The sequence below is a fragment of the Methylobacterium sp. E-041 genome (assembly GCF_022829665.1).
Lineage (GTDB): Bacteria > Pseudomonadota > Alphaproteobacteria > Rhizobiales > Beijerinckiaceae > Methylobacterium.
Genome location: NZ_JAKSYQ010000228.1, coordinates 193433 through 215425, shown reverse-complemented (window position 1 = coordinate 215425; position 21993 = coordinate 193433). Strand labels below are relative to the sequence as shown.

23 protein-coding genes and 1 tRNA gene are annotated in these 21993 nt (G+C 70.7%); 12 read left to right on the top strand and 12 right to left on the bottom strand.

What is annotated here, in order from left to right; translation table 11 throughout:
• The first annotated feature begins 242 nt into the window (after positions 1-242).
• The 8 genes from gyrA to MKK70_RS21605 all read left to right on the top strand — a co-directional run bounded on the left by gyrA (position 243) and on the right by MKK70_RS21605 (position 7306).
• Positions 243-2978, top strand: coding sequence for a DNA gyrase subunit A (gene gyrA, locus MKK70_RS21640; RefSeq protein WP_243949819.1), 2736 nt, complete (start codon positions 243-245; stop codon positions 2976-2978).
• A gap of 249 nt (positions 2979-3227) precedes the next feature.
• A complete protein-coding gene (locus MKK70_RS21635) occupies positions 3228-4061 on the top strand; it encodes an outer membrane protein (protein ID WP_147726649.1) in 834 nt (277 codons plus the stop codon).
• Between the two features lie 157 nt (positions 4062-4218).
• Positions 4219-4722 (top strand): pantetheine-phosphate adenylyltransferase, encoded by a 504-nt coding sequence (gene coaD / locus MKK70_RS21630; RefSeq protein ID WP_147841845.1) that lies wholly within the window; start codon positions 4219-4221, stop codon positions 4720-4722.
• A 31-nt stretch (positions 4723-4753) separates the two neighbouring features.
• Entirely contained in the window at positions 4754-5302 is a 549-nt protein-coding gene (locus tag MKK70_RS21625; RefSeq protein WP_147841844.1) for a peptidylprolyl isomerase, read from the top strand.
• Between the two features lie 6 nt (positions 5303-5308).
• Positions 5309-5806, top strand: coding sequence for a hypothetical protein (locus tag MKK70_RS21620; RefSeq protein ID WP_147726644.1), 498 nt, complete (start codon positions 5309-5311; stop codon positions 5804-5806).
• Between the two features lie 70 nt (positions 5807-5876).
• Positions 5877-6335, top strand: a complete 459-nt coding sequence (locus tag MKK70_RS21615) for a peptidylprolyl isomerase (RefSeq protein ID WP_147841843.1) — start codon at positions 5877-5879, stop codon at positions 6333-6335.
• A 114-nt stretch (positions 6336-6449) separates the two neighbouring features.
• Complete coding sequence (locus MKK70_RS21610) at positions 6450-6590, top strand: hypothetical protein (protein WP_187275419.1); 141 nt, start codon at positions 6450-6452, stop codon at positions 6588-6590.
• A gap of 464 nt (positions 6591-7054) precedes the next feature.
• Entirely contained in the window at positions 7055-7306 is a 252-nt protein-coding gene (locus MKK70_RS21605) for a hypothetical protein (RefSeq protein ID WP_147841842.1), read from the top strand.
• A gap of 55 nt (positions 7307-7361) precedes the next feature.
• Here MKK70_RS21605 and MKK70_RS21600 read toward each other — a convergent pair.
• From MKK70_RS21600 to MKK70_RS21570, 7 genes are all read right to left on the bottom strand, one after another.
• A tRNA-Gly gene (locus tag MKK70_RS21600) sits at positions 7362-7435 on the bottom strand.
• Between the two features lie 78 nt (positions 7436-7513).
• The gene (ssuD, locus tag MKK70_RS21595; protein WP_243949817.1) at positions 7514-8689 is read right to left on the bottom strand and encodes an FMNH2-dependent alkanesulfonate monooxygenase; all 1176 of its coding nucleotides are present in this window, start codon (positions 8687-8689) and stop codon (positions 7514-7516) included.
• A 20-nt stretch (positions 8690-8709) separates the two neighbouring features.
• A complete protein-coding gene (locus MKK70_RS21590; RefSeq protein WP_243949815.1) occupies positions 8710-9606 on the bottom strand; it encodes an ATP-binding cassette domain-containing protein in 897 nt (298 codons plus the stop codon).
• Positions 9606-10385 (bottom strand): aliphatic sulfonate ABC transporter permease SsuC, encoded by a 780-nt coding sequence (ssuC, locus tag MKK70_RS21585; protein ID WP_243949814.1) that lies wholly within the window; start codon positions 10383-10385, stop codon positions 9606-9608. Before ssuC ends, MKK70_RS21590 begins: the two co-directional genes overlap by 1 nt.
• Positions 10382-11338 (bottom strand): sulfonate ABC transporter substrate-binding protein, encoded by a 957-nt coding sequence (locus MKK70_RS21580; protein WP_405044343.1) that lies wholly within the window; start codon positions 11336-11338, stop codon positions 10382-10384. Before MKK70_RS21580 ends, ssuC begins: the two co-directional genes overlap by 4 nt.
• Positions 11339-11413: 75 nt before the next feature.
• Complete coding sequence (locus MKK70_RS21575; protein ID WP_243949811.1) at positions 11414-12367, bottom strand: aliphatic sulfonate ABC transporter substrate-binding protein; 954 nt, start codon at positions 12365-12367, stop codon at positions 11414-11416.
• 8 nt (positions 12368-12375) lie between these two features.
• Entirely contained in the window at positions 12376-12957 is a 582-nt protein-coding gene (locus MKK70_RS21570) for an NAD(P)H-dependent oxidoreductase (protein ID WP_243949808.1), read from the bottom strand.
• Positions 12958-13510: 553 nt separating this feature from the next.
• Here MKK70_RS21570 and sfnG point away from each other — a divergent pair.
• Together sfnG and MKK70_RS21560 are read left to right on the top strand one after the other, a co-directional pair.
• Positions 13511-14614 (top strand): dimethylsulfone monooxygenase SfnG, encoded by a 1104-nt coding sequence (gene sfnG / locus MKK70_RS21565; protein WP_243949805.1) that lies wholly within the window; start codon positions 13511-13513, stop codon positions 14612-14614.
• An 88-nt stretch (positions 14615-14702) separates the two neighbouring features.
• The gene (locus MKK70_RS21560; protein WP_243949803.1) at positions 14703-15965 is read left to right on the top strand and encodes an SfnB family sulfur acquisition oxidoreductase; all 1263 of its coding nucleotides are present in this window, start codon (positions 14703-14705) and stop codon (positions 15963-15965) included.
• Positions 15966-15971: 6 nt separating this feature from the next.
• On the opposite strand, the gene MKK70_RS21555 is transcribed toward MKK70_RS21560, so the two are convergent.
• A complete protein-coding gene (locus tag MKK70_RS21555; RefSeq protein ID WP_243949801.1) occupies positions 15972-16832 on the bottom strand; it encodes an alpha/beta fold hydrolase in 861 nt (286 codons plus the stop codon).
• Between the two features lie 20 nt (positions 16833-16852).
• Entirely contained in the window at positions 16853-17698 is an 846-nt protein-coding gene (dapD, locus tag MKK70_RS21550; protein WP_147729790.1) for a 2,3,4,5-tetrahydropyridine-2,6-dicarboxylate N-succinyltransferase, read from the bottom strand.
• A 321-nt stretch (positions 17699-18019) separates the two neighbouring features.
• Here dapD and MKK70_RS21545 point away from each other — a divergent pair, with 321 nt between their 5' ends.
• Complete coding sequence (locus MKK70_RS21545) at positions 18020-19051, top strand: SDR family oxidoreductase (RefSeq protein ID WP_243949800.1); 1032 nt, start codon at positions 18020-18022, stop codon at positions 19049-19051.
• Position 19052: 1 nt separating this feature from the next.
• Entirely contained in the window at positions 19053-19955 is a 903-nt protein-coding gene (locus tag MKK70_RS21540) for an alpha/beta fold hydrolase (RefSeq protein WP_243949798.1), read from the top strand.
• 25 nt (positions 19956-19980) lie between these two features.
• Here the strand turns inward: MKK70_RS21540 and MKK70_RS21535 are convergent, their stop codons facing one another.
• The 3 genes from MKK70_RS21535 to MKK70_RS21525 all read right to left on the bottom strand — a co-directional run bounded on the left by MKK70_RS21535 (position 19981) and on the right by MKK70_RS21525 (position 21772).
• On the bottom strand, positions 19981-20433 hold the full coding sequence (locus MKK70_RS21535) for a cyclic nucleotide-binding domain-containing protein (protein ID WP_243949796.1): 453 nt from the start codon (positions 20431-20433) through the stop codon (positions 19981-19983).
• 66 nt (positions 20434-20499) lie between these two features.
• Entirely contained in the window at positions 20500-21078 is a 579-nt protein-coding gene (locus MKK70_RS21530) for a methylated-DNA--[protein]-cysteine S-methyltransferase (RefSeq protein ID WP_243949795.1), read from the bottom strand.
• A 7-nt stretch (positions 21079-21085) separates the two neighbouring features.
• Positions 21086-21772 carry a response regulator transcription factor gene (locus MKK70_RS21525; RefSeq protein ID WP_147725679.1) on the bottom strand — a complete coding sequence of 229 codons (687 nt, stop codon included), beginning with the start codon at positions 21770-21772 and terminating at the stop codon, positions 21086-21088.
• Positions 21773-21993 lie beyond the last annotated feature (221 nt).

The following is a 21993-nucleotide window of genomic DNA, read 5'->3' as shown; positions in this document are numbered from 1 at the left end:
TGGCCGGAGCCGGCGCAAGGCGGGAACGCGCGGGGATCCTGCGGTTGCAGGCGTCGCTCGCGGTCGCGAAAAAGGCGGCGGACGGGCCGGGATCGGGTGCTTGCGCCGGTGCGACGGGAGGAATAATTAACCGTCTGATATCATTCGTCTTCCCCCACGTCGCGCCGCGCGCGGCGCTTCGGCGTGGGATGCACCTGACAACGGCCCCGGACGCGGGGCCTTCGCCACACGGATAAAAGCCCTTGGCCGACAACGACGAGACAGGGGCCGGCACGCCGCCGCCCGCCAGCGACATCAAGCCCGTCTCCATCACCGACGAGATGCGCCGGTCCTACCTCGACTACGCGATGAGCGTGATCGTGAGCCGGGCGCTGCCGGATGCGCGCGACGGCCTCAAGCCGGTGCACCGGCGCATCCTGTTCGCCGCCTACGAGAGCGGGCACCTGCCGGAGCGCAAGTACGTCAAGTCGGCCCGCATCGTCGGCGACGTGATCGGTCTCTACCACCCGCACGGCGACCAATCGATCTACGACGCCTTGGTCCGCATGGCGCAGGACTTCTCGATGCGGCTGATGCTCATCGACGGCCAGGGCAACTTCGGCTCGGTCGACGGCGATCCCGCGGCGGCGATGCGCTACACCGAATCGCGGCTCGCCAAGCCGGCGACCGCGCTGCTCGCCGACATCGACAAGAACACCGTCGACTTCCAGCCGAACTACGACGAGTCGCGCGAGGAGCCGTCGGTCCTGCCGGCGCGGTTCCCGAACCTGCTCGTCAACGGCGCCGGCGGCATCGCCGTCGGCATGGCGACCAACATCCCGCCGCACAATCTCGGCGAGCTGATCGACGCCTGCATCGCGCTGATCGACGATCCGGGGCTGACGATCGAGCAGCTCACCGAGATCGTACCCGGCCCGGACTTCCCGACCGGCGGGGCGATCCTCGGCCGCGCCGGGACCCGCCAGGCCTACGCCACCGGCCGCGGCTCGATCATCATGCGGGCGAAGTCCCACGTCGAGGAGCTTCGCAAGGAGCGCGAGGCTCTGATCTTCACCGAGATCCCGTACCAGGTGAACAAGGCCACGCTGGTCGAGAAGATCGCCGAGCTGGTCAAGGAGAAGCGCGTCGAGGGCATCTCGGACCTGCGCGACGAGTCCGACCGCGACGGCATGCGCATCGTCGTCGAGATCAAGCGCGACGCGATGGCGGAGGTGGTGCTGAACCAGCTCTACCGCTTCACGCCGCTGCAATCCTCGTTCGGCTGCAACATGGTGGCGCTGAACGGCGGCCGCCCCGAGCTGATGAACCTGAAGGACCTGCTCCAGGCCTTCATCGACTTCCGCGAGGAGGTCGTCTCCCGCCGCACCAAGTTCCTGCTGAACAAGGCCCGCGAGCGCGCCCACGTGCTGTGCGGCCTCGCGATCGCGGTCGCCAACATCGACGAGGTGATCCGGCTGATCCGCACCTCGCCCGACCCGAACTCGGCGCGCGAGGCGCTGATGGCCCGCGACTGGCCGGCCCACGACATCGCCCCGCTGATCGCCCTGGTCGACGACCCGCGCCACCGGGTGGCGGACGACGGCACCTACCGCCTCTCGGAGGTGCAGGCCCGCGCGATCCTCGACCTGCGCCTGCAGCGCCTGACCGCGCTCGGCCGCGACGAGGTCGGCGACGAGCTAAAGTCGCTCGCCGACGAGATCGCCGACTACCTCGACATCCTGCGCTCGCGCCACCGCATCCAGACCATCGTCAAGGACGAGTTCGCCGAGGTGCGGACCCAGTTCGCGACTCCGCGGCGGACGGTGATCCTCGACTACGATTCGAGCGTCGACGACGAGGACCTGATCCAGCGCGAGGACATGGTCGTCACCGTGTCCCATGCCGGCTACGTCAAGCGCGTGCCGCTCTCGACCTACCGGGCCCAGCGTCGCGGCGGCAAAGGCCGCTCCGGCATGTCCACCCGCGAGGAGGATTTCGTCACCCGCCTGTTCGTGGCGAGCACGCATACGCCGGTGCTGTTCTTCTCCAGCCAGGGCCAGGCCTACAAGGAGAAGGTCTGGCGCCTGCCGATGGCGGCGCCGAACGCCCGCGGCAAGGCGCTCGTCAACATCCTGCAGCTGCAGGACCAGGCCGAGCGCATCACCACGATCATGCCGCTGCCCGAGGACGAATCGTCCTGGGACACGCTGGACGTGATGTTCGCGACGGCGTCCGGCGGCGTCCGGCGCAACAAGCTCTCCGACTTCGTGCAGGTGAACCGCAACGGCAAGATCGCGATGAAGCTCGATCCGGGCGACCACATCGTCCACGTCGAGATCTGCCGCCCCGAGCAGAACGTGCTGCTGACCACCGCGCTCGGCCAGTGCATCCGCTTCCCCGTCGAGGACGTCCGCGTCTTCAAGGGCCGCGATTCCACCGGCGTCCGCGGCATCAGCCTCGGCAAGGGCGATCGCGTCATCTCGATGACGATCCTCAACAGCTTCGACGCGACGCCCGAGGAGCGCGTCGGCTTCCTGAAGATGCAGCGCGCCGTCATCGGCGACACCGCACCTGAGGCCGGCGACGCCGATGCCGAGGAGGCCGCCACCGATGCGCCGCTGCTGTCGCAGGAGCGCTACGCCGAGATGGGCGCCAACCAGCAGTTCGTTCTGACGCTGGCCGAGCGCGGCTACGGCAAGCGGACCTCGTCGTTCGAGTACCGGACCTCGGGACGCGGCGGAAAGGGCATCAAGGCGATGGAGGTCAACGCCCGCAACGGCAACCTCGTCGCCTCCTTCCCGGTCGAGGCGGCGGACCAGATCATGCTGGTGACCAATGCCGGCCAGCTCATCCGCGTGCCGGTGGACGACATCCGCGTCGTCGGCCGCGCCTCGCAGGGCGTGACCGTGTTCGACACCGCCAAGGACGAGCGCGTCGTCTCCGTCGAGCACATCGCTGGCGAGGACGAAGGCGGCGAGATCATCGACGAGACGGCGTGAGGCGGAGGCCCTGCAGGGCGGCGGATCCAGTCGTCCTGCAGAGTTTTCGCACCGGCTTTTTGCGCGTGTTAGAAAAAATGATGCTCGGCGTGGGATGATTTTTCCGGGATAAACGTAGCGTATACATTTGACGAAAGCATCGTCGCGACTGGACTAACGATGTTCCGAGTGTTGCCGCGAAGTCATATTCAAGGTGAGGCGGCGGGGTTACTGGTCTGCAACGTCAGTCCCCAACCCCGGATGCCGCCCGTGCTGAAGTCTTTCGCCCTCGCCGCCGTCGCCTCGGCGACCCTCGCCGCCTCAGCCGGCGCCGCCGACCTTCCGCGCCGGGCCCCGCCGCCGGTGTTCACGCCCGTCCCGGTCTTCACCTGGACCGGCTTCTACCTCGGCGCGAATGCTGGCTACGCCTTCTCCGAGCGCGACAACGTCCGCACCGCCGGCATCGGCGCGCTGCAGCTCAACGTCGACCGCGGCCTGCGCCGCTCGAGCGTGCCGCTGCCGCAGGACGGCTTCACCGGCGGCGGCCAGATCGGCTACAACTACCAGTTCACCCCGGGCTCCGGCATCGTCGTCGGCATCGAGGCCGACGCGCAGTACACCGACCTGCAGCGCCGCCGCACCGAGACGATCTTCAACCCGGCCTTCAACCCCAACGTCCTGACCAACAGCTACCGCACCGAGCTGAACTACCTCGGCACCGTGCGCGGCCGCATCGGCTACGCCTTCGACCGGGTGTTCGTGTACGGCACCGGCGGCTTCGCCTACGGCGACGTGACCCAGTCCGTCACGTTCCAGACCGGCGCTCCGGTGACCTACGCCGCCCGCCGCTCCAGCATGGAGACCGGCTACGCCTACGGCGGCGGCATCGAGTACGCGCTGCCGACCGAGTCGTTCCTGAACTTCTTCCGCGCCAGCGCGGTCACGATCAAGGGCGAGTACCTCCGCTACGACCTCGGGAGCCGCAACCTCTTCGTCGCCAATGTCGGCCCCGCCGGCACGCCGGGCATCGGCTACATCTCGCGCCTCTCGACCGAGGGCAGCCTCGCCCGCGCCGGCATCAACTACAAGTTCGGTACGTACTAGGATCTGCGCCGGGCGGCGGGTCGCCCGGATCGATCGAGATCGACCGGAAGGGTGGGAGCGGAAGCGCTTCCGCCCTTCCTCGCGTTTCCGGCCGGCGGTCCATTCGCCGGGGCCGGCGGTTCCGTTCGTCACGAAAATCCTCTAGGGCGTTGCGGGCATGAACCGCACCGCGCTCTATGCCGGGTCATTCGATCCGGTGACCAACGGCCATCTCGACGTCGTCCGCCAAGCCTGTCGGCTGGTGCCGCGCCTCGTGATCGCGATCGGCGTCCATCCCGGCAAGGCCCCGCTCTTCTCCGCCGAGGCGCGGGCCGAGCTGCTCGCGGAGACCTGCGCGCCGCTCGCCGCCGCCGAGGGGACGGAGCTGGAGATCGCGACCTTCGACGACCTCGCCGTGACGGCGGCGCGCCGCTGCGGCGCCAGCCTGTTCATCCGCGGCCTGCGCGACGGCACCGATCTCGACTACGAGATGCAGCTTGCCGGCATGAACGGCGCGATGGCGCCCGAAGTCCAGACCGTGTTCCTGCCGGCCTCGATCCAGGTCCGCCCGATCACCGCGACGCTCGTCCGGCAGATCGCCGCGATGGGCGGCGACGTCTCGCCCTTCGTGCCGGCCCAAGTGGCCGAACGCCTCGCGGCTCGCTTCGCGAGCCGCAGCTGAGCCCCCAACGCTTCTCAAGGAAACGATCCCCATGAACCGCCGCAACGCCGTTTTCGCGCTCGCGCTCTCCCTTACGCTCGGGGCCTCCGCCGCCCGCGCCGCCGACGCCAACACCGTCTACCTCGACACCAAGGACGGCCGCGTCACGATCGAGCTGCGCCCGGACATCGCGCCCAAGCACGTCAAGCAGCTCAAGACTCTGATCGCGCAAGGCTTCTACAACGGCCTGAAGTTCCACCGGGTGATGGACGGCTTCATGGCCCAGACCGGCGACCCGAAGGGCAACGGCACCGGCGGCTCGAGCCTGCCCGACATCCCGGCCGAGTTCTCCTCGGCGCAGTTCCGCCGCGGCACCGTCGGCATGGCGCGCTCGTCAGATCCGAACTCGGCGAACTCGCAGTTCTTCATCTGTCTCGGCGATGCCTCCTTCCTGAACGGCCAGTACACCGTGGTCGGCCTCGTCTCCGACGGCATGGATGCCGTCGACAAGATCAAGAAGGCGGCGCCCGGCGCCGCCGGCGGCGCGGTCCAGAACCCGGACAAGATCGTCAAGATGCAGCTGGCCGAGAAGGCCAAGTAAGCGGCGATGCGGGGCCTGCGCCGCGCGTCGGCGACCCTCCTCGTCGCCCTCGTGCCCGCCGCCGCGGGCGCCCAGCCGTTCTACGGCTACGCGTTCGACGGCGAAGGCCCCGGCTATCCGCTGAGCCTGCCGCAGACGTTGCGGGCGACGATCGTCGTCCCGCTCGCGGTGAAGCCGGTTCCGCGCCCGAACACCCTGGCCGAGCTCTATCCCGCCCTCGCGGCGTGCTGGCGCCCGCCCGCCATCCTCGAGGATGCGTCGAACGTCGAGATCACCGCGCGGCTGTCGCTCCGGCGCGACGGAAGCTTGCTCGGGCCGCCACGGATCACGTATGCGAGGGGCGTCGGTCCGAAGACGCGCCCGACCCTGGTGCATGCGACGATCGACGGATTGAACCGTTGCCTGCCGGCCCAGATCACGCCCGGCCTCGGCCGAGCGATCGCCGGGCGTCCCGTCGCCCTACGTTTCGTCTACCGGAAGGTCACCGCGAACCGACCCGGATGACGGCCACCGATCACCCCGCCGCGCCGCAGCCAGGCGCAGCGCCCCCGCCCTGAACAACCTGGAGACCGACATGGCCGACACCGAAAACCTCGTCCTCGAGACCACCAAGGGCCGCGTCGTCGTCGCGCTGCGCTCCGACCTCGCGCCGAACCACGTCGAGCGCATCAAGACGCTCGCCGGCCAGGGTTTCTACGACGGCGTGCCGTTCCACCGCGTCATCGACGGCTTCATGGCGCAGACCGGCGATCCCACCGGCACCGGCTCGGGCGGCTCCGACCTTCCCGACCTGAACGCCGAGTTCAACGCCGAGCCGCACACCCGCGGCACCTGCTCGATGGCGCGCACCAACTTCCCGCACTCGGCGAACTCGCAGTTCTTCATCTGCTTCGACGACGCCCGCTTCCTGGACAAGCAGTACACCGTCTGGGGCAAGGTCGTCGAAGGCATGGACGTGGTCGACACGATCAACAAGGGCGAGCCGCCGCGCTCGCCCGACAAGATCGTCAAGGCGAGCATCGCCGCCGCCTGAACCCGGACCCGCCCGTCGCCCCCGAGAACCGGGCGACGGGCGGTACCCCACGCCCCAAGTTTTCTGCACGCGATACCCGTTTCAGTCGTCGATCCCTCGCCCGCGGCGGAGGCGATGCATGCCTCCATCGAGCAGACGATCGTCGAGCGCGAACTGCCGACGGCAGCCGTATCGGATCGAGGATCAAAAGATCGGGAGGCGCCGACGCCCTACCCGCACCCCCTCCGCGAATGCCGGATCATGCAATTCGGCTGAGCCATTCGCGACGGTGCTATGCCAGGATCGAGCCGTCCGCTTGCAGCGCCATGGCCCCGCCGGCGGTTGCTCGATCGGCGATCGCTCGATCCCGCTCGTAATCGGGCTCGACACGGTGGCCGGACTCGTCACGAACCCGTCTGCGCCCCGAAGGCGCTCGCATCGCTCGCCGTAGCGATGCTTGGGCGGGACCGCTCGCTCGGCGTCGTCCGGGTCGCTGGCGCGCACCAAGAACGCGCGGCGAATTTAACCCATGTTGGTGTCGGTCTTGCGCCGGCAACTTAGCGTGACGGTTGCGCTCGCCCGTCATTTGAACACATCACGGTTGGCGCATCGATCTCTTCCGCCGCGGATTAATCGTGCCGAGGCCGGCGCTCGCGGGTGCGGACGCAAATCGACACGATGTCGTCCATGGCCATGCGCGAGCAAGAACACATCGGATGGTCGAGAAGCGGGATACGGGCGTGAGCGAGGCGATCCAGGACGAGACCTTGCAGGCGCCGGTCGCAATCGCCCGCAGCCGCAGGGCGTCCCCCGCAGGTCCGCGCTATCACGCGGTCATCACCGCCCGCGACGGCGCGAAGAGCCTTCACCCGTTGCCGGCATTCGGCGACGACGAAGCCATCGCGCAGGCGCTCGCGCTCGCCGAAGGCCGGGTGATCGAGGTCTGGGACGGCCCGCGCCTGATCGAGCGCTTCAACGCAGTCACCTGGTAGCGCCCGAACCGTAAATGGCAGGCGTCGCGACCGTCGGCATGATCTACAGAAGGGGTGGAGCGGGTACCGGGAATCGAACCCGGGTATTCAGCTTGGAAGGCTGCTGCTCTACCATTGAGCTACACCCGCGATCCGCGCCGGATAGCATGGCGCGGTGAGCTTGAGAAGGCCGGAGACGCTGCGATCCGGCCCCTCCCGGCGTGGTTCTCAGTGCGCCGCGACCTGCCGCGTCGGCACGATGTCGTTGGCCATCACCTCGCCGAACGGGCCGTCGTTGCGGGCGTTCGAGGGGCCGATGCCGGTGGTGGCGCGCAGCGACAGCTTCGGGAAGACGAGCTCGGCGAAGCGGTAGGCCTCCTCGAGATGCGGGTAGCCGGAGAGGATGAAGCGGTCGATCCCGAGATCGATGTACTCCTTCATCCGGTCGGCGACCTGGTCGGCCGAGCCGACCAGCGCCGTGCCGGCACCGCCGCGCACCAGCCCGACGCCGGCCCAGAGGTTCGGCGAGACCTGAAGCTTGTCCCGGCTTCCGCCGTGCAGCGCCATCATCCGGCTCTGCCCGACCGAATCCTGGCGCTTCAGCGTGGCCTGCGCCTTGGCGATCGTGGCGTCGTCGAGCTTCGAGATCAGGCGGTCGGCCGCCGCCCACGCCTGGCCCTCGGTCTCGCGGACGATGACGTGCAGGCGTATGCCGTAGGAGAAGGTCTTGCCGCGCGCCTCCGCGGCCGCCTTCGCGGTCGCGATCTTCTCGGCGACGCCGGCCGGCGGCTCGCCCCAGGTAAGGTAGACGTCGCAATGCTCGGCCGCCACGTCGATGCCGGCCGGCGACGAGCCGCCGAAGTAGAGCGGCGGATAGGGCTTCTGCACCGGGGGGAAGATCAGCCGGCCGTTCTCCGCCGAGAGGTGCTTGCCCGTGAACGAGACGGTCTCGCCGGCCATCAGGCCGCGCCAGATGTGGAGGAACTCGTCGGTCACCGCGTACCGCGCGTCGTGGTCGAGGAACACGCCGTCGCCGCGCAGCTCCACCGGATCGCCGCCGGTGACGACGTTGATCAGCAGGCGCCCATCGGAGATCCGGTCCAGCGTCGAGGCCATGCGGGCGGCCGCCGAGGGCTCCATCAGGCCGCGACGCACGGCGACGAGGAAGCGCAGGCGCTGCGTCAGCGGCGCGAGCGCCGAGGCGATCACCCAGGAATCCTCGCAGGAGCGGCCGGTGGGCAGCAGCACGCCGTAATAGCCGAGGGCGTCGGCGCCCTGCGCGATCTGGCGGAGATAGCTCAGCGACACGTCGCGCGCGCCCTCAGACGCGCCGAGATAGCGGCCGTCGCCGTGCGTCGGCAGGAACCAGAGGACGTCGGTCTTTCCGTCGGTCGAGGCAGTCATCGAAAGGTCTCCGTGTCGGCTCAGGCCGCCGAGGGCGTGCCGAGCAGGTGCTCGAGGATGCGGCCTTCGAGCCGCGCCAGGTCGGGATCGCCGCGGCGGCGCGGCCGGGGCACGTCGACCCGCAGATCGAGGGCGATGCGGCCCTCGTCGACGACGAGGATGCGGTCGGCCATCGCCACGCCTTCGGCGACGTCGTGGGTCACGAGGAGCGCGGTGAAGCCCTGCGCCCGCCAGATCCGCTCGATCAGGTCCTGCATGCCGATGCGGGTGAGCGCGTCGAGCGCGCCGAGCGGCTCGTCGAGCGCCAGCAGGCCGGGTCCGCTGACCAGCGCCCGGGCGAGCGCTACGCGCTGGCGCTGGCCGCCGGACAGGGTGGCGGGCCAGACGCCGGCCTTGTCGGCCAAGCCGACCTCCTCGAGGGCCGCGAGCGCACGCGCCCGACGCTCGGCCTTGGTGCCGGTGCCGGACAGGCCGACGGCGACGTTGTCGACCACGCGGGCCCAGGGCAGCAGCCGCGGCTCCTGGAACATGATGCGCCGCGGCCGCTGAGACCGGCGCGGGCCGGCCTCGGCCTCGTCGAGGCCGATGCGCCCGGAGGTCGGCGTCTCGAGGCCGAGGATCAGGCGCAGCAGGGTGCTCTTGCCGCAACCGGAGCGGCCGACCACCGCCGTGAAGCCGCCGGCGGGCAGGAACAGGTCGAGCCCCGCGATCACGGCGTTGCCGTCGAAGCTCTTGTGGAGGTCGCGGACGGTGACCGCGATGCCGCGTTGCTCCCCCGCCCGGTCGGGGGAGGATCGGGATGAAGGTTGCGCGCTGCCCGAGGGCGTCGCGACCCTCTCCCCCTGGGACAGCGCACGCGCGCCGGTGTCCGGTTCCCGCGCCGGCGGCTTGTCGCGGAGTTGGGCGTCGAGCAGCATCAGGCGCTCCTGTAGGCGGGGTTCCAGGCGAGGCAGCTGCGCTCCAGCTGCCGCGTCAGCGCGTCGGCGAGCTTGCCGAGCGCGGCGTAGATCAGGATCGCCAGCACCACGACGTCGACCAGCATGAACTCGCGTGCCTGCATCGCCATGTAGCCGAGGCCCGAGGAGGCCGAGATGGTCTCGGCGACGATGAGCGTCAGCCACATGATCCCGAGGGCGTAACGCAGGCCGACGAAGATCGACGGCAGCGCGCCCGGCAACACCACGCGGCGGAACAGCTCGGCGTTCGACATGCCGTAGACGCGGCCCATCTCGACCAGGGCCGGATCGACCGAGCGGATTCCGTGCAGGGTGTTGGCGTAGATCGGGAAGAACACGCCGAGCGCCACCAGGAACAGCTTGGCCTCCTCGCCGATGCCGAACCACAGGATCACCAGCGGGATCAGCGACAGGTGGGGCACGTTGCGCACCATCTGAACCGAGGTGTCGGTCAAGCGCTCGGACAGGCGCGAGAGCCCGTTGGCGAGGCCGAGGCCGAAGCCGATGCCGCCGCCGACCACGAAGCCGGCGAGCGCGCGCAGCGTGCTGACGCCGAGATTGGTCCAGAGCTCGCCGGTGCGGCCGGCCTCGATCCCGGCGCGGACCACGTCGAGCGGCGCCGGCATGAAGCGGTTCGAGACCAGGCCGGCCGAGACCGCCGCCTGCCAGCCGACGAGAATCGCCACCGGCAGCAGCCAGGGCACGGCGGCGTCGCGGATGCGGGAGGGGGTGGCGCTCATCGGATCTCGGCCTTGCGTTGCGGGTGGGCCCAGACGGCGTCCGCGACCCGGATCGGTTTCGGCAAGAGGCCGAGGGCGTGGAAGGCGTCGGCCACCGCCTGCTGGTCGGCGATCGTCTGCGCGTCGAGGGCCGCGACCCCGTAGGACAGGCGATCGAGCGCCACCGTGAGCACCGGCGCCGGGATGCCGACCGAGGGCGCAAGCTCGGAGGCGACCGTGCCGCCGTTGCCGGCGGCCCAGGTGTCGACCTCGGCGATCGCCTTCAGGATCGCGGACACGATGTCCGGGCTCGCCTCGGTGAAGGCGCGGCGCGACAGGTAGAACTGGCGGTTCGGTGCGATCCCGGTGCCGTCGGCGAGGATGCGCGCACCGGTCGAGCGCTCGGCGGCGGCGAGATAGGGGTCCCAGATCGCCCAGGCGTCGACCGAGCCGCGCACGAAGGCGGCGTTCGCGTCGGCCGGCGAGAGGAAGACGAGCCTGACCGCATCGTAGGCGATGCCGGCCTTCTCCAGGGCGCGCACTACGAGGAAATGGACGTTGGAGCCCTTGTTCAAGGCGATGGTCTTGCCGCGCAGGTCCGAGACGGCGCGAATCGGGCTGTCCTTCGGCACCAGGATCGCTTCGCCCCGCGGGGCCGGCGGCTCGGTGCCGACGTAGCGCAGGTCGGCGTTGGCGGCCTGGGCGAAGATCGGCGGCGCCTCGCCGGCGGAGCCGAGGTCGATCGCCCCGGCGTTCAGCGCCTCGAGCAGCGGCGGACCGGAAGGAAACTCCGACCACGCGACCTCGTAGCCGAGGGGCGCGAGCGCCGTCTCGAGGGTTCCGCGGCCCTTCAGCAGGACCAGCGACCCGTATTTCTGGTAGCCGATCCGGATGGCGGACGCAGCGCGGGCCGGGCGTAGCGCGATCGCCGCCGCGAGGCCGAGGCCGGCCGAGAGCAGGGCGCGGCGTCGCATGTGCGCGCCGGCCTCCGTCAGAGCGTCGAGCGCCGCACGCGGCGCGCGCGAGAAGTGGTCGTCGGTCATCGCGGATCAGCCGTTGCGTGCGGGTGGAATCCAGACCGCGTCGGCGACGCGGATCGGCTTCGGGATCAGCTTCAGGGCGTGGAAGCGGTCGGCGATCACCTGCTGCTCGGCGGCGACGCGGTCGTTCATCGGGCCGATGAGGTAGTCGGTGCGGTCGACCGCGCGACGGGTGGCGGCGAGGGGCACGCCGGTGCCCTTCGAAAGCAGATCGGCGACCTCGCCGCGATTGTCGCCGCACCAGCGCGCGACGCCGCCGAGCACGTCGATCACCTCGGCCAGCACCGCGCCGCGTCCCTCCGCGAAGGCGCGGCTCGCCAGGAAGAAGTTGTTCTGTCGCGCGATCTCCTTGGCCGTCGCCAGCACGCGGACGCCGTCGCCGCCCTCCGCGATGGCGTAGTACGGGTCCCAGATCGTCCAGGCGTCGATGCTGCCCCGCGAGAACGCCGCCGCGGCGTCGGCGGGCGCCAGCGTCACCGGCTCGATGTCGGCGTAGGTGAGGCCCGCCTTCTCCAGCGCGGCGACCGTGAGGTTGTGCGCGCTCGACGCCTTGGCGAAGGCGACGCGCTTGCCCTTCAGCTCAGCCAGCGACCGGATCGTCGAGCCCTTGGGCAGCAGGATGCCCGAGCCCGAGCCGCCGGCCTCCTGCGCCGCGGCATAGACCAGGCTCGACTTGGCGGCCTGCGCGAAGATCGGCGGGGCGTCGCCGGTCTGGCCGAAATCGATGCCGTCGAGGGACAAGGCCTCGAGCAGCGGCGGCCCGAAGGAGAACTCGATCCAGCGCACGCTATGGCCGAGCTTGGCCAGGCGCTCCTCGATCACGCCCTGCTGCTTGGCGACCACGAGGATGCCGTTCTTCTGGTAGCCGATGCGCAGCTCGCCCGGCTCGGCGGCCACCGCCGGACGGGTCAGGGGCAGCGCCGCGGCGAAGGCCGTGGCGAGGAGGCGGCGGCGGTCGATCATCGCGGGTCTCAGCGTGCGGCGGCGAGCGCCACGGGGGCGGACGATTCCGCCGCGATCCCGGCGCGCACCAGGGCCGCGAGCTGGGCGCCGGCCTGGGCGATCCGTTCGCGCACGCCCGCATCGGTCGGGATGCCGTCGGTGAAGTCCGGATCGGAGCCGTAGACGGTGGTCGGCACCTGGAGGGCGCCGAAGAACCCGAACAGCGGCCGGAACGAATGCTCGACGACGAGCGCGTGGCGGGCGCCGCCGCCGGTGGCGACGATCGCGACCGGCTTGTTGGCCAGGGCCGCTGGATCGATCAGGTCGAAGACGTGCTTGAACAGCCCGGTGAAGCTGCCCTTGTAGACCGGCGAGCCGACGACCAGCGCGTCGGCGCCCTCGATCGCCTCGATCACCCGGCGGGCGGGAAGCGACAGCGCATCCCGCGACCAGGCCGCGCCGAGCCCGGTGCCGGCATCGACGAGATCGAACAGCCGAAGGTCGAGGCCGCCGTCGACGGTGGCGGCCTCGGCCACGGCCTCGACCAGGGCGCGGGTCTTGGACGGGCGCTGAAGGTTGGCGCTGAAGCCCACGAGTTTCGGTCGCGTCATCGTCGGATCTCGTCTCGAAAGGAAGGTGGCGCAAGGCACGGTCCGGACGCGGGACGGCCGCGCCGCCACCCGTTCGGACCGTGCCGCGATGTCCTCCCAAAGGTGAGGCGTGCGGTGCACGCGGTCAATGAAACGTTCTTGCAAAAGAACGCTCCGGTTGAGGTGATCGTTGCCCGATGCGACCGGGAGGGGGTTTTTCGTTCTCCTTCCACTCGTGCGACACGAAACGACCGACCTCTTCCACGAGCTCGGCCCACCATCGTTCTTTGTGAAGAACGCCGATACGATCGTTCGCGGGGTGCGTCGGCCGCTGCGCTCGGCTCGGGGAAGCTTCGTTCCCCGGAAGGACGGGCGACGGAAATTTCTTGCTCGTTCAGGCAAAAGATTGCGCGTTGCTTCCTTTGACTGCGGCATCGACTTTGGAAATACTTGGCGGGCAGGCAAATCGGCACGACGGCGAGCGGTTGCTCGATGCGATCTTCGATCCGCGACCATGCGGGACGATCGCTCTTCGCCCTTGCGGGAGGCCTGACCGACGAGGAGGCGCAACGCCATGACCAACCGCAACGCGACCGAAGAGCCGATCCGCTTCGCCTACTGGGTGCCGAACGTCTCCGGGGGGCTCGTCATCAGCGCGATCCCGCAGCGCACGAGCTGGGACGGCGATTACAACCGCAAGCTCGCGCGGATCGCCGAGGATGCCGGCTTCGACTACGCGCTGACGCAGATCCGCTTCACCGCCGGCTACGGCGCCGAGTACCAGCACGAATCGGTGGCCTTCAGCCACGCGCTGCTCGCCGTGACGACCAGGCTCAAGGTCATCGCCGCGCTGCTGCCCGGGCCGTGGAACCCGACCATCGCGGCCAAGCAGATCGCAACGATCAGCGAGCTGACCGACAACCGCATCGCGATCAACGTGGTCTCGGGCTGGTTCTCGGGCGAGTTCCGCGCCATCGGCGAGCCGTGGCTCGACCACGACGAGCGCTACCGGCGCTCCGAGGAGTTCATCACCGCGCTTCGCGGGATCTGGACTCAGGAGAACTACACGTTCCGCGGCGATTTCTATCGCTACACCGATTACAACCTCAAGCCGAAGCCGGCGGTGACGCCGGAGATCTTCCAGGGCGGCTCGTCGCGGGCGGCGCGCGACATGGCGGCGCGGGTATCGGATTGGTACTTCACCAACGGCAACACCCCCGAGGGCATCCGGGCGCAGGTCGCCGACCTGCAGGCGAAGGCCGCCGCCAACGGCCATGCGGTCAAGGTCGGCGTGAACGCCTTCGTCATCGCGCGCGACACCGAGGCCGAGGCGCGCGCCGTGCTGCAAGAGATCATCGACCATGCCAACCCGGATGCGGTGAAGGCTTTCGGCCACGAGGCGAAGAACGCCGGCGGGGCTTCGCCCGAGGGCGAGGGCAACTGGGCGAAATCGACCTTCGAGGACCTCGTCCAGTACAACGACGGCTTCAAGACCAACCTGATCGGCACGCCGGACCAGATCGCCGAGCGCATCATCGCGCTCAAGGATGCCGGGACCGATCTCGCGCTGCTGGCCTTCCTGCATTTCCAGGAGGACGTGGCGTATTTCGGCGCGCACATCATCCCGCGGGTCCGCGCGCTCGAAGCGGCCCGCGCCGAGCGCGCCGAGGCGGCGTAGGCGCGCCGATGCCGAGCATCCCCTCGCCGCGCGATCGGGAAGAGGCGGATGCGTATCCGACGACCGCCCTCGAACTTCGGAGAGATCGATGAACATCGCCGTCAGCACCCAGGCGCTGTCCGGAACAGCGTCCTCTCGCGGCGTCCCGGGCCCGGCCCGTCCATCCGAGGCCGCCCACATCATCCGCGACGACGCCGAGGCGATCCGCGTCGCCCACGCGCTCGCCGCCTCGATCCGCGAGGGGGCGTCGGAGCGCGACCTCGCGCATGCCCGGCCGCTGGCGGAGCTCGACCGGTTCTCGCAGAGCGGCCTATGGTCGATCAACGTTCCGCGCGAGCACGGCGGCCCCGAGGTGTCGTATCGGACGCTGGCGCAGGTGATCGCCATCGTCGCCGCGGCCGACCCTTCGATCGCGCAGATCGCGCAGAACCACCTCGGCATCGTCGCCGCGATCCGCACCGTGTCGGACCCCGAGCAGCAGGCCCTCCTGTTCGCCGAGGTGCTGCGCGGCACCCGCTTCGGCAACGCGTTCTCGGAGAAGGGCACGGCGCGCGCCGCCGACTTCGCCACCCACTTCACCGACCACGGCGACCACGTGATCGTGCAGGGCCAGAAGTTCTACGCCACCGGGGCGCTGCTCGCCCACCTCGTGCCGATCGTCGCCGTCGACGATGCGGGTCTCGCCTGGTACGCGATCGCCGACCGCAATGCGCCCGGTCTGACGGTGATCGACGACTGGTCGGCCTTCGGCCAGCGCGGCACGGCGAGCGGCACGGTGCTGATCGAGGCCGTGCGGGTGGAGAAGAGCCACCTCGTCCCGGCCTGGAAGGCCTATCAGGAGCTGCCGCGCCTCGACGGGGCGATCTTCCAGATCATCCAGGCGGCGATCGACGCCGGCATCGGCCGCGCGGCTCTCGACGACACCATCGCCTTCGTGCGCGAGAAGGCGCGGCCGTGGATCGATGCCGGTCAGGATCGGGCCTCCGACGACCCCTACACCATCCAGGCCGTCGGCGACCTCACCATCCGCCTGCACGCGGCCGACGCGATCCTCGACCGCGCCGGCCTCGCGATCGACGCCGCGCTCGTCGACCACGATGCGGGGCTGGTGAACGCCGCCAAGATCGCGGTCGCCGAGTCGAAGGTGCTCACCACCGAGATCGCGCTCGCGGCCTCGAACAAGCTGTTCGAGCTCGGCGGCACCCGCTCGACGCTCGCCGAGCACAACCTCGACCGGCACTGGCGCAACGCGCGGACGCACACGCTGCACGACCCCGTCCGCTGGAAGGTGGCGATCGTCGGCAACCACGCGCTCAACGGGGTGGCGCCCCCCTCTCACGCCTGGAGTTGAGGCGCGTCAGGCCGCGCGGATCGCCTCGGCGGTCTCGGCCGGATATTCCTCGTGCGGGCTGAGGGCGCCCGGCACCGGTCGGCCCTCGACGCGGCCGGACGCGACGAGCGCGTCCATCTCGGCGCCGGACCGGCGCGGGGCGCGGCTCGGGCGCAGCACCCGGATCGGCGGCAGGCCGTCGCCGAACAGGGCGAGGAAGGCTTCGCGCGTCGGCACCGGATCGAGCCCGCCGGTGACGAAGGCCGCCGTGCCGAAGCGCGCGCCGCGCTGGCGGGTGATCGCGGTCTTCTCCGCGATCAGCGCGTCGGTGACGTGCGCCGCGTCGCCGTAGACGTGGGCGCGCATCATCCGGCCGATCACCTTGGGGCGGATGTTGAGGGCATAGAGGGCGTCGCCCAGCCCCGGCGTCTCGACCGAGCGGCGGATCGCGGTGAACAGGCCCCGGCGCTCCGGTCCCATCACGGTCGGAAGCGGGCCGCGCCAGGTCGGCGCCACCAGGACGAGCCGGGCGAACGCCTTCGGATGCCGGCGGGCGGCGGCCACCAGGTAGCCCGCCGCGTGGCCGGCGGCGACGCCGAGTGCGTAGGGTCCGGGTGCAGCCGCGAGCAGCGCGTCGAGGTAGGCGTGGAACGTCGCCGGATTCAGCGGCAGCCGCGCCCGCGGATGCGCACCGAAGCCGGGCCAGTCCGGGATCAGGCAGCGATGGTCCCAGGAAAGCTGGTCGGCGAGGCCGCGCATCTCGGCCCGCGACGCGATCGTCGAGAGCGCCGGCAGCAGCAGCACGTCGGGGCCGCCCCCGATCCGATCGCACGGCGTCGGCACCGAGCGGCCGGCCACCGTGAGGTCGAGGGTCGCGGTCTCGCGCATCGGATCGGGCCCGGCTCGGATCAGGTGCGCAGCAGCTCGTTGATCGCGGTCTTGGCGCGGGTGCCGGCGTCGACGCGCTTGACGATGACGGCGCAGTACAGGCCCGGTCCGGGCGAGCCGTCCGGCAGCGCCTTGCCCGGCATCGTGCCGGAGACGACCACCGAATAGGGCGGCACGCGGCCGTAGAAGACCTCGCCGGTGGTGCGGTCGACGATGCGGGTCGAGGCGCCGATGTAGACGCCCATCGACAGCACGCTGCCCTCGCCGACGATGACGCCCTCGGCCACCTCGGCACGGGCGCCGATGAAGCAGTTGTCCTCGATGATCACCGGGTTGGCCTGCAGCGGCTCAAGCACGCCGGCGATGCCGGCGCCGCCCGAGATGTGGCAGTTGTCGCCGACCTGGGCGCAGGAGCCGATCGTCACCCAGGTGTCGACCATGGTGCCCTTGCCGACCCGCGCCCCGAGATTGATGAACGACGGCATCAGCACGGCGCCGGGCGCGATGAACGAGCCGCGGCGGACGAAGCAGCCGGGAACGGCGCGGAAGCCCGCGGCGCGGAACTCGGCCTCGCTCCAGCCCTCGAACTTCGAGGGCACCTTGTCCCACCACGGCGCCTCGCCGGGGCCGCCGGAGATCGGCGCCATGTCGTTGAGGCGGAAGGATAGCAGCACCGCCTTCTTCAGCCACTGGTTGACGACCCAATCCTGGTCGCCGCTCTTCTCGGCGACGCGCGCCTCGCCGGAATCGAGCAGGGCGAGGGCCGCCTCGACCGCCTCGCGAACGGCGCCGCGCGTGCTCGTGTCGATGCCGGCGCGGTCCTCCCAGGCGGCTTCGATGGTCTGGGCGAGGGCGGCGTGGGACATGGGTCTTCCGGACAGGGTTTTCGTGAGCGCCCGTGCTTACAAGCGGCCGACCGCCCTGTCACCTGACGGTCCCGGTGCGCGGGACGGCGTCCGGCCGCCGTCCCGCGAACGGATCACCGTGCGCAGCACCCGCGACATCGCCTCGCCGGCTCAGGGCTGCCGCAGCCGCTCGAACCCGAGCCGGCCAGCTCGGGCACTCGAACGCCTGCGTGCAACGGACGCGCCTGGATCGCGCCTCGTTCGGCAACATCTCACGGTTTCGCGGGTAGCTCCCGAAGACCGCGGCTCCGTGCCGACCGGTGCGTGGAGCGATGGGACGGCATGAGACACAAGGCATTGCGCGATCAGGTCGTCGTCGTCACCGGCGCGTCGAGCGGCATCGGGCTCGCGACCGCCCGCCGGGCCGCGGCCGGGGGCGCACGCGTGGTGCTGGCGGCCCGCAGCGCCGACGTTCTCGAGACCGTGCGGTCGGAGATCGAGGCGTCCGGCGGCCGGGCGATCGCCGTCGCCTGCGATGTCGGGAACCGGGCCGAGGTCCAGGCCGTGGCCGATCGCGCGGTGGCCGCGTTCGGCGGCTTCGACACCTGGGTGAACGTCGCCGGCCTCACCATCTACGGGCCGCTGCGCGAGGTGTCCGACGCGGACAATCTCCGCCTGATCCAGACCAACCTCTGGGGCACGGTGTTCGGGTCGCTCGTCGCCGTCGAGCACCTGCACCGCCGCGGCGGTGCGCTGATCAATCTCGGCAGCGTCGCCTCCGACCTCGCCTTCCCGTTCCAGGGCATGTACGTGGCGAGCAAGCACGCCGTGAAGGGGTTCACCGACGCCCTGCGCATGGAGCTGCTGGCCGAGGATGCGCCGGTCTCGGTGACGCTGGTCAAGCCGACCTCGATCGACACGCCGCTGCCGCAGCGGGCGCGCAACTACATGGACCGGGAGCCGATGCTGCCGCCGCCGATCTACCCGCCCGAGGAGGTCGCGAACGCCATCCTGCACGCCGCCGTGCATCCGCAGCGCGACATCATCGTCGGCGGGGGCGGCAAGCTGATGGTGGCCGGCAAGGAATTCGCGCCGGGTGCCTACGATCTGCTGGCGCCGGCGATCATCGCGATGCAGAGGCGCGGCGAGGCACCGCGCGACCCGGCCGGCGCATTGCATGCGCCGAAGCATGCGGGCGCGGTCCGCGGCACCCAGCCCGGCTACGTGATGCGCACCAGCGCCTACACCCGGGCGACCCTGCATCCGGTCGCCGCGACGGCGGGGCTGATCGGGCTCGGCCTCGCCGCGCTGGCGCTGACGGGCATCGGCAGCAAGGCGGGCAATCCGTCCCGCGGGCGCGGGCGCTCGCTCTAGGATGGCCGCCCTGCTGCTCGACACGTCCGGCCTGCCCGGCCCTCCCCCCGAGACCCAGCGCATCGTCCCGCGCAAGATGGTCGACCTGCCGGACGGGCGGTCGATCGCCTATGCCGAAACCGGTGCCGGGCCGGACCTCGTCGCCATCCACGGCACGCTGATGACGCTGGAGGACATGTGGCTCGGTCCGGTGCCGGCGCTCGCCCGGCACTTCCGGGTGGTCGCCGTCGACCGGCCGGGGCACGGACTTAGCACCCGCGCCCGCGGAACCGACGCCTCGCCCTGGCGCCAGGCCGAGCTGATCCACACGGCCGTGCGATCGCTCGGGCTGCATCGCCCGGTGATCGTCGGGCATTCCTACGGCGGCGCCGTCGCGCTGGCCTACGGGCTGCTCTACCCCGACGACGTCGCCGGCATCGTGGCGCTCGCCCCGGTCTGCTTCCCTGAGCTTCGCCTCGAGCAGGTGCTGTTCGGCCCGCGCGCCGCCCCCGTGTCCGGCCCGGTGCTGTCGCGGGCTCTCGGGGCGTCCGCCGACCCGACGCTGCTGCCGATGCTGTGGAACGCGATGTTCCTGCCGCAGACGATGCCGAAGGCCTTCGCCGAGGCGTTTCCGTTCGGGTTCGCCGGGCGGTCCGGCCAGATCGTCGCCGAGGCGGAGGATGCGCTGTCGCTCTGGGTGGCGCTGAGCCGGAGCGCAACGGCCTACGCGACCTGCCGCGTGCCGGTGCGGATCCTGGCGGGCGATGCCGACATCGTGGTCAACCCGATGATCCACGGCGCCCTGGCCACTCGCTTGATCCCCGGCGCCCGTTACGAGCGGCTGCCGGGCATCGGGCACATGCTGCACCACTTCCGCGTCGACGCGGTGACGGAGGCCGCGCGCGCCGTCCTGCCACGATCCTGACCGTCGGCCACAGTGGCCCGGTCGCTCAATCCGCGTCGAGCATGGCGCGGACCCGGTCGAAGCCCCGGTTCAATCCGGTCAGGTCCTCGGCCAACGCGTCGTGGATCGCGGCCGCGGCGTCGGGGAACTCCTCCAGCACCCTACGCATCAGCGTCGGGGTGATGCGCATGACCTCCGCCGCGTCGCGCGCGGTGGCCTCGCTCGGCCGCTCGCCGCGGACGAACAGGGCGAGCCGCCCGATCAACGCAGAGCGCCCGGCCAGGATCGTCTCGCCGCCGGGCATGCGCGGCTCGAGGGCGATCGTGCCCGACAGGACGATGAAGCCGCCGTCGGCAGGATCGCCGCGGGCGAACAGCCGCTCGCCGGGATCCAGCGACCGGCGCTCGGCGGCGAAGGTGAGCAGGCGCAGGGCGTCGCGCCCGAAGGCTTCGAACACCGGCGCGGCGGCGAGGATCGCGATGTCGTCTTCGATGCCCAACCCGCGCCGGTCCTTCCCCATCCGATCGGCGATCCTTAGCGGAAGCGTCGGGAACGGGGAACGGGCTCAGCGCAGCAGCGCCGCCCCGAACAGGTCGGCGTGACGCTCCACGCCGCCGCGCCCGACATGGCGGGCCTCGTGGTCGAGGAGCCAGCGCTTGCGTTCCAGGCCGCCGCCGTAACCGGTGAGCGTGCCGTTCGCGCCGACGACGCGGTGGCACGGTACCACCACGCAGATCGGGTTCGCACCGTTGGCGGCGCCGACCGGGCGCACCGCGCGCGGATGCCCGATTCGCGCCGCGAGCGCGCCGTAGCTCTCGGTCGTCCCGGGCGGCACGGCGCGCAACGCGGCCCAGACCGCCCGCTGCAGCACGGTCCCGCCGGTGGCCGTCTCGATCGCGTCGATGGCGGTGAGGTCGCCGTCGAAGTAGTCCGCGAGCGCGCGCAACGCCCCGCTCGGATGCGGGCTGTCGGCGATCGACCAGCCGCCGCGGCCGTACCCGCGTTCGAGCAGCGTTTCCATGCGGTCGCGATAATCGTCGAAGTCGGCGACCCGCAGCCGCCCGTCCGCGTCGGTGAGGAGGACGAGCGTTCCGATCGGGCTCGCAAGGGTCTCGCGCCGAAGGGCGACCGGGGCGGCCCTCATGCCGGCATCACGGCAGCAGCTTGTAGCCGCCGCCCTCGGTGACGAGAATCGCGGCGAGCCCCGGATTCGGCTCGATCTTCTGCCGGAGCCGGTAGATGTGGGTCTCGAGCGTGTGCGTCGTGACCTGCGCGTTGTAGCCCCAGACCTCGGCGAGCAGCGTGTCGCGGCCGACCACCTCGCGCCCGGCGCGATAGAGGAAGCGCAGGATCGCGGTCTCCTTCTCGGTCAGCTTCAGCTTGGAGCCGCGCTCGCCGACCAGGAGCTTCGCGCCCGGCTTGAAGGTGTAGGGGCCGATCTGGAAGACCGCGTCCTCGGACGCCTCGTGGCTGCGCAGGTGCGCGCGGATGCGGGCGAGCAGGATCGCGAACTTGAACGGCTTGGTGACGTAGTCGTTGGCGCCCGCCTCGAGGCCCTCGACGGTGTCGGCCTCGGAATCCTGCGCCGTCAGCATGATGACCGGCCCCTTGAAGCCGTTCTTCCGCATCAGGCGGACGGCCTCGCGCCCATCCATGTCGGGCAGCCCGACATCCATCACCGCGAGATCGATCCGGTCGGCGGCGACGCGGGCGATGGCCCGGCCCGCATCGACCTCGGCGACCACCGTGAACTCCTCGCAGAGGTCGAGCTGCTCGGTCAGGGTCTCGCGCAGGATCGCGTCGTCGTCGCAGATGAGAAGGCGGTAGGCGTTGGACATCGTCCGAGGAACTCTTCGACAGGGCACGACCGGAACGAGTCGTGCCCCGGAACTCCGGCGCGCGGGCGATCTCGCTCCCAAAAACCCGAGGGTTCTTCGACCCGGGTAGTCGCCTTAGAATAACGCGCTTTTCGCGGCGGGGAATTGCCTTGTGCACAATTATTCGACCATTTCGGTGACATCCTGCCCGTATGGGCCTCGCATGACGGGGCCGGCACGGG

Coding starts and splice junctions, on each gene's coding strand:
- MKK70_RS21580 (WP_405044343.1), bottom strand. CDS start 11,338: ATGCGACGCCGCGCCCTGCTCTCGGCCGGCCTCGGCCTCGCGGCGGCG.
- MKK70_RS21590 (WP_243949815.1), bottom strand. CDS start 9,606: ATGCTGCTCGACGCCCAACTCCGCGACAAGCCGCCGGCGCGGGAACCG.
- MKK70_RS21525 (WP_147725679.1), bottom strand. CDS start 21,772: ATGTCCAACGCCTACCGCCTTCTCATCTGCGACGACGACGCGATCCTG.
- dapD (WP_147729790.1), bottom strand. CDS start 17,698: ATGTCCCACGCCGCCCTCGCCCAGACCATCGAAGCCGCCTGGGAGGAC.
- MKK70_RS21570 (WP_243949808.1), bottom strand. CDS start 12,957: ATGACGCGACCGAAACTCGTGGGCTTCAGCGCCAACCTTCAGCGCCCG.
- ssuD (WP_243949817.1), bottom strand. CDS start 8,689: ATGACTGCCTCGACCGACGGAAAGACCGACGTCCTCTGGTTCCTGCCG.
- MKK70_RS21555 (WP_243949801.1), bottom strand. CDS start 16,832: ATGCGCGAGACCGCGACCCTCGACCTCACGGTGGCCGGCCGCTCGGTG.
- MKK70_RS21625 (WP_147841844.1), top strand. CDS start 4,754: ATGAACCGCCGCAACGCCGTTTTCGCGCTCGCGCTCTCCCTTACGCTC.
- MKK70_RS21545 (WP_243949800.1), top strand. CDS start 18,020: ATGAGACACAAGGCATTGCGCGATCAGGTCGTCGTCGTCACCGGCGCG.
- MKK70_RS21560 (WP_243949803.1), top strand. CDS start 14,703: ATGAACATCGCCGTCAGCACCCAGGCGCTGTCCGGAACAGCGTCCTCT.
- ssuC (WP_243949814.1), bottom strand. CDS start 10,385: ATGAGCGCCACCCCCTCCCGCATCCGCGACGCCGCCGTGCCCTGGCTG.
- coaD (WP_147841845.1), top strand. CDS start 4,219: ATGAACCGCACCGCGCTCTATGCCGGGTCATTCGATCCGGTGACCAAC.
- MKK70_RS21530 (WP_243949795.1), bottom strand. CDS start 21,078: ATGAGGGCCGCCCCGGTCGCCCTTCGGCGCGAGACCCTTGCGAGCCCG.
- MKK70_RS21575 (WP_243949811.1), bottom strand. CDS start 12,367: ATGATCGACCGCCGCCGCCTCCTCGCCACGGCCTTCGCCGCGGCGCTG.
- MKK70_RS21620 (WP_147726644.1), top strand. CDS start 5,309: ATGCGGGGCCTGCGCCGCGCGTCGGCGACCCTCCTCGTCGCCCTCGTG.
- MKK70_RS21615 (WP_147841843.1), top strand. CDS start 5,877: ATGGCCGACACCGAAAACCTCGTCCTCGAGACCACCAAGGGCCGCGTC.
- MKK70_RS21540 (WP_243949798.1), top strand. CDS start 19,053: ATGGCCGCCCTGCTGCTCGACACGTCCGGCCTGCCCGGCCCTCCCCCC.
- sfnG (WP_243949805.1), top strand. CDS start 13,511: ATGACCAACCGCAACGCGACCGAAGAGCCGATCCGCTTCGCCTACTGG.
- MKK70_RS21610 (WP_187275419.1), top strand. CDS start 6,450: ATGCATGCCTCCATCGAGCAGACGATCGTCGAGCGCGAACTGCCGACG.